Origin of the sequence: Streptomyces ipomoeae 91-03 (genome assembly GCF_000317595.1) — a bacterium.
Classification (GTDB): Bacteria; Actinomycetota; Actinomycetes; order Streptomycetales; family Streptomycetaceae; genus Streptomyces; species Streptomyces ipomoeae.
In genome coordinates, this window is the sequence record NZ_AEJC01000588.1 from 1 (window position 1) to 8,557 (window position 8,557).

Annotated in this window: 7 protein-coding genes; 3 read left to right on the top strand and 4 right to left on the bottom strand. The window is 70.4% G+C overall.

Translation table 11 applies throughout. From position 1 onward, the window contains the following. Positions 1–32: 32 nt before the first annotated feature. Together STRIP9103_RS37855 and STRIP9103_RS37860 are read right to left on the bottom strand one after the other, a co-directional pair. Positions 33–881 carry an ABC transporter permease gene (locus tag STRIP9103_RS37855; RefSeq protein WP_009335173.1) on the bottom strand — a complete coding sequence of 283 codons (849 nt, stop codon included), beginning with the start codon at positions 879–881 and terminating at the stop codon, positions 33–35. Further along, positions 878–1,900, bottom strand: coding sequence for an ATP-binding cassette domain-containing protein (locus STRIP9103_RS37860; RefSeq protein WP_009335179.1), 1,023 nt, complete (start codon positions 1,898–1,900; stop codon positions 878–880). The genes STRIP9103_RS37855 and STRIP9103_RS37860 overlap by 4 nt, the downstream gene beginning before the upstream one ends. Before the next feature lie 523 nt (positions 1,901–2,423). Here STRIP9103_RS37860 and STRIP9103_RS37865 point away from each other — a divergent pair. Further along, positions 2,424–3,404: an NAD(P)H-quinone oxidoreductase gene (locus tag STRIP9103_RS37865; RefSeq protein ID WP_009335183.1), complete on the top strand. Its 981-nt coding sequence runs from the start codon at positions 2,424–2,426 to the stop codon at positions 3,402–3,404. An 86-nt stretch (positions 3,405–3,490) separates the two neighbouring features. On the opposite strand, the gene STRIP9103_RS37870 is transcribed toward STRIP9103_RS37865, so the two are convergent. Then, a complete protein-coding gene (locus tag STRIP9103_RS37870; protein WP_009335177.1) occupies positions 3,491–3,964 on the bottom strand; it encodes a hypothetical protein in 474 nt (157 codons plus the stop codon). A 152-nt stretch (positions 3,965–4,116) separates the two neighbouring features. Between STRIP9103_RS37870 and STRIP9103_RS37875 the strand changes: the two genes are divergently transcribed. Further along, positions 4,117–4,662: a bacterial proteasome activator family protein gene (locus STRIP9103_RS37875; protein ID WP_048821699.1), complete on the top strand. Its 546-nt coding sequence runs from the start codon at positions 4,117–4,119 to the stop codon at positions 4,660–4,662. Positions 4,663–4,826: 164 nt separating this feature from the next. On the opposite strand, the gene STRIP9103_RS37880 is transcribed toward STRIP9103_RS37875, so the two are convergent. Next, a complete protein-coding gene (locus STRIP9103_RS37880) occupies positions 4,827–6,488 on the bottom strand; it encodes a protein kinase domain-containing protein (protein ID WP_009335181.1) in 1,662 nt (553 codons plus the stop codon). 425 nt (positions 6,489–6,913) lie between these two features. Here STRIP9103_RS37880 and STRIP9103_RS37885 point away from each other — a divergent pair, with 425 nt between their 5' ends. Beyond that, on the top strand, positions 6,914–8,491 hold the full coding sequence (locus STRIP9103_RS37885) for a protein kinase domain-containing protein (RefSeq protein WP_009335175.1): 1,578 nt from the start codon (positions 6,914–6,916) through the stop codon (positions 8,489–8,491). Positions 8,492–8,557 lie beyond the last annotated feature (66 nt).

Below are 8,557 nucleotides of genomic sequence, written 5' to 3' on the forward strand. Positions count from 1 at the left end.
TCCCCTGTCTCGGCCGCTGCCGGTCCCCATCCCTACTTGCGGTTGTACAGCCGCATCGTGATCGGCCCGAAGACCAGCACGAACAACGCGGACCAGCCCAGCGACCAGGCGATCTCCGCAGCAGGCCACTCGCCCGCCATCAACTCGCGCACCGCCGAAGCCAGATGCGTGACCGGGCTGTTGTTGACGAACGCCTGGAGCCAGCCCGGCATGGTGCTCGGGTCGACGAAGACGTTGGACAGGAAGGTCAGCGGGAAGATCACCATCATGCTGACGCCCATCACGGACTTCTCGGTGCGCAGCATCAACCCGAACATCGTCCAGATCCACGAGAACGCGAACGAGAAGACGATGAGCAGCACCACCCCGAGGACCACGCCCGTGACCCCGCCGTCCGGGCGGTAGCCGAGGATCAGGCCGACGGTGAGCATCACCACGGACGCGATCGCGTACCGCAACGCGTCGCCCAGCAGATAGCCGACCATCGTCGACGGCCGCCAGATCGGCAGCGAGCGGAACCGGTCGAAGACACCTTTCTCGATGTCCGTGTTCACCGAGACGCCCGTGTACATCGTGATCATCACGACCGACATCACCAGGATGCCCGGCAGCAGGAACTGGATGTACTCCTTCGGGGAGCCGGCCAGGGCGCCGCCGAAGAGGTACGTGTACATCAGCACCATCATGATCGGGAAGGCGGTGACGTCGAACAGCTGCTCCGGCACATGTTTGATCTTGAGGATGGCCCGCCAGCCGAAGGTCAGTGACGCCGACAGGGCGCTGGGCCGCGGCGGTCGCTCCTTGGCGATGAGCAGCGCGGCGAGCGACTCGGCGCTGACGGGGGCGAGTTCCTTGCTCTCGGTGGGGGTCGCGGTGCTCATGCCGCCGCCTCGTCCTTCGTGTTGACGACCTGGGAGTCGTGGGCCTTGGTGTCGTGTCCGGTGAGGGCGAGGAACACCTCGTCCAGGCTGGGCTGCCCCAGCGAGAAGTTGTCGACGGTGATGCCGGAACGGGCCAGCTCGGCGAGTGCGCGGGCCGCCGCCTCGGCGGCACCCTGACCGTTGGTGGAGCCCGTGCCGACGCGGGCCGTCAGCGCCACCGGGTCCGGATCGTGCTGCACCTCGGCGTCCAGGGCGATCCGCAGCACCTGCTCGGCCTGTGGCCGCTGGGCGGCGTCGCGCAGCCGCAGATGGACGGAACCGGCGCCCACGGACGCCTTCAGCTCGCCCTTCGTGCCCTCCGCGATGACCTTGCCGTGGTCGATGACGGCGATCCGGGACGCCAGCTGGTCGGCCTCGTCCAGGTACTGCGTGGTCAGCAGCACCGTGGTGCCCTGGGCGACCACCGCGCGCACGATGTCCCACACCTGGTTGCGGCTGCGCGGGTCCAGGCCGGTCGTCGGCTCGTCCAGGAACAGCAGGTCGGGGGTGTTGAGGATGGACGCGGCGATGTCGATACGGCGCCGCATGCCGCCCGAGTAGTGCTTGACCTGCTTGCCGGCCGCCTCGCTGAGCCCGAAGGCCTCCAGCAGTTGCTCGGCGCGGTGCCGCGCGGCCCGCTTGTCGTGTCCGAGGAGCCGGGCCAGCAGCACCAGGTTCTCGGTGCCGGTCAGGTCCTCGTCCACGGAGGCGTACTGCCCGGTCAGGCTCACCCGGCCGCGTACCTCGTCGGCCTCACGGACGACGTCGTGACCGAAGACGTGCGCCTCGCCGCCGTCGGGGCGCAGCAGGGTGGCGAGCATCTTCACCGTGGTGGTCTTTCCGGCGCCGTTCGGGCCGAGGACGCCGTAGACCGCGCCGGCGGGCACGGCCAGGTCGACGCCGTCGACGGCCCGGGTCTCGCCGAACGTCTTCACGAGACCCGCGGTCTCGATCGCGAGGCCGGACGTCTGTGCGCTCATGTCTGAGGTCCTTCCGCGTACGGGGCCCATGTCCGGGGCTACGCAAAGGGAGACCGCCGGGACCGCCGGAACTCATCGGCCATCGCACAGGAATCTCCGGACGACCGGTCGGCTCGATCGTTGACGGTCCGCTTGTGGGTTTGCGGTGCCCTGGGCTGACCGGGTTGACGTGATCGTGCGGTCCGGGAGGCCGGGTACGGCGCCTGGGGGCACCCCCAGCGGTAGCCGGTGGAGTGCGGGGCCCCCGCTCCACCGGAGAGACGGTCCGGGGCCTCTCCGTCGCCTCTGGCCGAACCCACCTGGCCAGGTCGTACAGGGCGGTGTCCATCGGCGGCCTCCGGCCGCGGGGGCCTCCCGGGACCGGACCACGCACGGGACGGGTGTCGCCGCCCTTGAGTACGCCGGGGACCTGGGGGTACCTCCCACGCCCTTGAGGCAGTGGGGAGCGCTCAAGACCGTTCGGGGCGTGCGACTGGACAGGACTCACTCCTGCTCAGTCTTCAGGAACGGTAGCGTCCCCCTCATGCATGCGATCACGATTCCCGAACCCGGTGGGCCCGAGGCACTGGTGTGGGCCGAGGTGCCCGATCCGGTGCCCGGTGAGGGCGAAGTGCTCATCGAGGTGGCGGCAAGCGCTGTGAACCGTGCCGATCTGCTCCAGCGGCAGGGCTTCTACGACCCTCCGCCCGGCGCCTCCCCCTACCCCGGCCTGGAGTGCTCCGGGCGGATCGCGGAGATCGGAACCGGTGTGTCCGGGTGGGGCGTCGGCGACGAGGTGTGCGCGCTGCTCTCGGGCGGCGGTTACGCGGAGAAGGTCGTCGTCCCGGTCGGCCAGGTGCTGCCCGTTCCCGCCGGCCTCGACCTCAACCAGGCTGCCGCGCTGCCCGAGGTGACCTGCACGGTCTGGTCGAACGTCTTCATGATTGCCCACCTCCGCCCCGGCGAGACCCTTCTCGTGCACGGTGGCTCCAGCGGCATCGGCACGATGGCCATCCAGCTCGCGAAGGCGGTCGGTGCGAAGGTCGCGGTCACCGCGGGCACCAAGGAGAAACTCGAACACTGTGGAGCCCTGGGCGCCGACATCCTGATCAACTACCGCGAACAGGACTTCGTCGAGGAGGTGCGGCGGGCCACGGACGGCAAGGGCGCGGATGTCGTCCTCGACAACATGGGGGCCAAGTACCTCGACCGCAACGTCAAGGTCCTCGCCGTCAACGGCCGCCTCGCGATCATCGGTATGCAGGGCGGCATCAAGGGCGAGCTGAACATCGGCGCCCTGCTCGCCAAGCGCGCCGCCATCAGCGCGACCTCGCTGCGCGCCCGCCCCCTCGAAGAGAAGACGTCCATCGTCGCCGCCGTACGCGAACACGTGTGGCCGCTGATCGCCGGCGGTCACGTACGGCCGGTCGTGGACCGTGAGATCCCGATGGACGACGCGGCCACGGCGCACCGCGTACTGGAGGAGAGCGGCCACGTCGGCAAGGTGGTGCTGGTGACGCCGTAGCCGCCGCGGGACCGCTGCGACGAGGCCGGGGCGCCTCGGCCTCCACGCCCCGGCACCTCCGGCCCCGGCCGCTCAGCTCCTCCGTATCAGCTCCTCCGTATGCGCAGGCCCACGAATGCGAGGCCGAGACCCAGGCCCATCAGGATCAGACCGCTGCCGAGGGCAAGGGCCTGCACCACCGGCTCATCGGCGGTCCCGCTTCCGTGCCGGGAGGCGTACGACGGGACGGGCAGCGCGGCGTTCTGCGACGGCTCGGGGGCGACGCCGGCCTCCGGGCCGTCCGGTTCCCCGGCGGGCTCCTCGGAGTCCGTGGAAGCGTCGCCGGCATCCCCGACGCCCCGGGCATTCGCCGCGTCCTCGGCCGCCTCCAGCTCCGTGACATCGACGCCCTGCCGCCCGGGCCGCTCCCGCCCCTCGCCCGCACGGCTGCCGGCCCAGGAGGTGGCGGGGTCGGGATCGGCGGCGTACACGGACGGCCCCGCTCCCGCCACGAGGACCACGAGCAGTCCCGCGACGAGGATCAGTCCCGTCACCCGCGCCAAACGGACCGAAGCAGCCACTCCCTCAGCCTCACACGCCCCCAGCGCCCCGGCATCTCGGTCTCACTCCACCCCCGTCCTCCCCGACACGAACACCTTGTGCCGACACGGTGGATCACGCCGTGTCGGGGGCAGCACGGTGGTGAGGTGTCGGTGTGCGAGAGAATGGCGGCATGGAGATGCCGAGGAACGAACGGTCGCCCGAACAGCCCCAGATTCTGGTCGTGGGCCAGGACGGTATGGCAGTGGGCGGCGGAGGAGACGACGACTCCCGCGAGGTCCCGGTGACGGAGATGGTGGAACAGCCCGCCAAGGTCATGCGGATCGGCAGCATGATCAAACAGCTGCTCGAAGAGGTACGGGTGGCGCCCCTCGACGAGGCGAGCCGGGCCCGGCTGAAGGAGATCCACGCCAGCTCGGTCAAGGAGCTGGAGGACGGCCTGGCGCCCGAGCTGGTCGAGGAGCTGGAGCGGCTTTCCCTGCCCTTCACCGACGAGGCGATCCCCAGCGACGCGGAGCTGCGCATCGCGCAGGCCCAGCTGGTCGGCTGGCTCGAAGGCCTCTTCCACGGGATCCAGACGACGCTGTTCGCCCAGCAGATGGCCGCTCGGGCCCAGCTGGAGCAGATGCGCCGCGCCCTCCCGCCGGGCGTCGGCGGCGGTCACGACGGCGACGACGACCCGCGTACCGTCGGCCGCTCGGGCGGCCCCTACCTCTAGCCTCCGCCCACCCACCGTACGAACGACCCCGTCCAACCCCCACCGTACGAACACAGAGGGCCCGGCACGCGAAGTGCCGGGCCCTTCTCACGACAACAGAGGCGACAGAGACAGCGGCCACAACGGCGGAAAAAGCGACAACAGCGGCTACAGCGCCGCAGGCGTCACGCCGGGTTGCCCGTGGACACCTTCAGGATGATCGTGGGCATGTCCTTGGGGTCCTCGTCGGCGTCCGCGCTCGGGTACTGCTCCATGACCGTGCCCTCGCCGTACGTGTTCTCGTCGACGTTCTGGGTGTCGTACTCCCAGCCGGCGGCCTGCAGGCACTCCTTCACCGAGTCGATGTTCTTGAAGGTGAAGTCCGGGAGCATGATCTTGTCGGGGTCGTTGTACGACTCCGTGGGCTCCGTGCACTCGGTCTTGTCGATGACCTTGGACGTGTCCGGCCCCTTGTGCCCCTCCACCACGGTCGGCGAGGCGGACGGGGACCCGCCGGAGTCGCCGCCGGCCTCATCGCTGCTGCCGCCGTTCATCACGAGCGCCGTGATCAGACCGCCGATCGCGACGATCGACACGACGATCGCGCCGACGACGACGCCCTTGTTGCTCTTGCCGCCCCCGGAACGCCCCGCCGACAGCGACGACTGCTGGGGCGTGATGTTGTACGGCGGCGGGGTGGTGACGCCCTGCTGGGGCGAGTACGCGGCGGTCTGCGGCGGCGTCTGGTAGCCACCCTGCTGCGGGTAGCCGTACGACGGGGCGGGCGCCGGGGCCGGCGCGGGCGTCGACGGGCCGTACCCGCCCGCCTGGGACGGCGGCTGGTACGGCGTCTGGACGCTGCCCGACTGCGGCGGCGCCGTCTGGTCGATCGGCGGGAAGACCGCCGAGGAGACCCCGGCGCCGTTGGAGGTCTGTACGCCCGGCACGATGCTCGGCGCGACGGCCTGGAGGGACCCGGCGACCCGCAGGCACTCGTCGCGCATCGCCTCGGCGCTCGGGAACCGCTCGTTCGGGTTCTTCTTCAGCGCGCGGGCGACGATGGCGTCCACGGCCGGCGGCAGGGAACGGTTGATCGAGGAGGGCGCCACCGGATCCTCCTGGACATGCGCGTACGCGATGGCCAGCGGCGAATCCGCCTCGAACGGCAGCCGCCCGGTGGTCAGCTGGAACAGCATGATGCCGACCGAGTACAGATCGGAGCGGGCGTCCACACCGCGGCCGAGGGCCTGCTCGGGCGAGAGGTACTGCGGGGTGCCGACGACCATGCCGGTCTGCGTCATCGACGTGACACCGGACTGCATGGCACGGGCGATGCCGAAGTCCATGACCTTGACGACGTTGCGCTTGGTCATCATCACGTTGCCCGGCTTGATGTCCCGGTGGACCAGGCCCATCTCGTGGCTGATCTCCAGCGCCGCCAGGACGTCCGCGGTGATCTTCAGCGCCTTGTCGGCGGGCATCGCGCCCTGCTGCCGGATGTCCGCGTCGAGCACCGAGCCGAGCGGCTTGCCCTCGATGTACTCCATGACGATGTACGGCGTCGCCATGCCGTCGAGCTCGTCCTCGCCGGTGTCGAAGACGGAGACGATGTTCGTGTGCGTGAGCTTCGCCACGGCCTGCGCCTCGCGGCGGAACCGCTCACGGAAGGCCTGTTCGCGCCCGAGCTCGGTGTGGAGTGTCTTGATCGCGACCTGTCGGTCGAGCACCGAGTCGTACGCGAGGTGGACGGAAGCCATGCCGCCCTCGCCGAGCAGGTCACGCAGCTGATAGCGGCCACCGGCGAGCGAACGCCCCGCGTACCGGCCCTGTGCGCCGTCCTGGCTCATCTTCCTGCGTCCCCCATCGGCGCGCGCGACAGCCGACTGGTGCGGCTCCCGCCGTCGGCGATCCTGGTGATCCCCGACGATCCTGGTGATCCTTTGTGCTATTCCCGGCCAAGTCTGCCCCAGGGCACTGACACGTCAAGCGCGGTGCCCGTTCCGTGACCGTACGCGAAAGAAGCGTCGCGGAAGCGTTACAGGTGGCGTACGCCCGGTACACAGAACTTGCACGAGTGCGCGCGCTGCGGGTTTCATGGCCGATCAACCGTTGAATCCACCTTGAATCCGTCGCGACGCCCCTCGCGACCGGTCGTGCGTCCAACTCGGACCGGCCCCTTGCGTGAAGGCTGTAGCGTGGCCGATTGAGACCGTAAGACGGAGACCGTAACAAGAACCGCGCGGACCGCGGGCAGAAACGACGGCGAGGACTGATGGCACAGCAGCAGCGCTCTCAGGGCCCGTCCGACCCCGAGGCGACTGGCGGCGGAATGTCAGACGCGCCGGAGTCGTGGGGCAACGGCGGGCTTGTCGGTGACGGTCGGTACCGGCTGACCCACAGACTCGGCCGGGGCGGCATGGCCGAGGTGTTCGCGGCCGAGGACGTACGCCTCGGCCGTACGGTCGCGGTCAAGCTGCTCCGCTCCGATCTCGCCGAGGACCCGATCTCCAAGGCCCGCTTCACGCGCGAGGCCCAGTCCGTGGCCGGCCTCAACCACCACGCCATCGTGGCGGTCTACGACTCCGGCGAGGACGTCGTGGGCGGCACCTCCGTGCCGTACATCGTCATGGAGCTGGTCGAGGGCCGCACCATCCGCGACCTGCTGCTCAACGCCGAGGCACCCGGCCCCGAGCAGGCGCTGATCATCGTCTCCGGCGTCCTCGAAGCGCTGGCGTACTCCCACCAGCACGGCATCGTGCACCGCGACATCAAGCCGGCCAACGTCATCATCACCACCAACGGCGCGGTGAAGGTGATGGACTTCGGCATCGCGCGCGCCCTGCACGGCGCGTCCACGACGATGACGCAGACCGGCATGGTCATGGGCACGCCCCAGTACCTCTCCCCGGAGCAGGCGCTCGGCAAGGCCGTCGACCACCGTTCCGACCTGTACGCGACGGGCTGTCTGCTCTACGAACTGCTCGCGCTGCGCCCGCCGTTCGTCGGCGAGACCCCGCTGTCGGTGGTCTACCAGCACGTCCAGGACATCCCGGTCCCGCCCTCCGAGGTCTCCGAGGGGACGGCTCCCCCGGAGCTCGACGGGCTCGTCATGCGCTCCCTCGCCAAGGAGCCGGACGACCGGTTCCAGACGGCCGAGGAGATGCGCGGCCTCGTCCAGTACGGCCTGCAGATGCTGTACGACCAGGGCGGCCACACGGGCACCTGGAACACCGGGCCCGTCACGGTGCACGACGGCCGGCACACGCCGCCGGGCGGCATGGCCGGTACGACCGTCATGCCGCACCCCGGGGAGGCGGGGACGTCGCAGATCGCGCAGCCGATCATCCCGGGCTACGGCGGCGGCCGGGACGACGGCGGCTTCGAGGGGCACGGCAACCGGGGCAGCGGTCGCGGCAAGCTGTGGATCCTCGCCGTCCTCGCGGTGGTCGCCGTGGCGGTGGGCGTCGCGGTGGCGCTGAGGGACACCGGCGGCAGTGGCGGCACGCCGGAGACCACGAAGTCGCCGACGGCCTCGACGTCCAGCAAGGACGAGAAGGCCAGCGAGACGCCGAGCGACGAGCCGACCGAGGAGACCACGGACGACAGCACCGGTTCGGGCAACGGCTCCAACTACACGCCGTCGTACACGCCGTCCCCGACCTACAGCCCGTCCGCCCCCGAGACCCAGCCGACGGAAGAGCCCACCGACACGGAGCCCACCACCGAGGAGCCGACGCCCACGGAGCCGACGGACGACAGCACGCCCACGGCCGACCCGACCGCCGACGGCAGCGGCAGCGGAAGCGGCGGTCTGACGAGCGGCGTCACCGGTGGCGACGACGAGGAGTGACCCGCGCTCGTCAGCGGACCCCCGGCAGAAGCGGCGGCAACCCTGAAGCACCCTCCACGCGCGCGT

Coding starts and splice junctions, on each gene's coding strand:
- STRIP9103_RS37855 (WP_009335173.1), bottom strand. CDS start 881: ATGAGCACCGCGACCCCCACCGAGAGCAAGGAACTCGCCCCCGTCAGC.
- STRIP9103_RS37860 (WP_009335179.1), bottom strand. CDS start 1,900: ATGAGCGCACAGACGTCCGGCCTCGCGATCGAGACCGCGGGTCTCGTG.
- STRIP9103_RS37865 (WP_009335183.1), top strand. CDS start 2,424: ATGCATGCGATCACGATTCCCGAACCCGGTGGGCCCGAGGCACTGGTG.
- STRIP9103_RS37875 (WP_048821699.1), top strand. CDS start 4,117: ATGGAGATGCCGAGGAACGAACGGTCGCCCGAACAGCCCCAGATTCTG.
- STRIP9103_RS37880 (WP_009335181.1), bottom strand. CDS start 6,488: ATGAGCCAGGACGGCGCACAGGGCCGGTACGCGGGGCGTTCGCTCGCC.
- STRIP9103_RS37885 (WP_009335175.1), top strand. CDS start 6,914: ATGGCACAGCAGCAGCGCTCTCAGGGCCCGTCCGACCCCGAGGCGACT.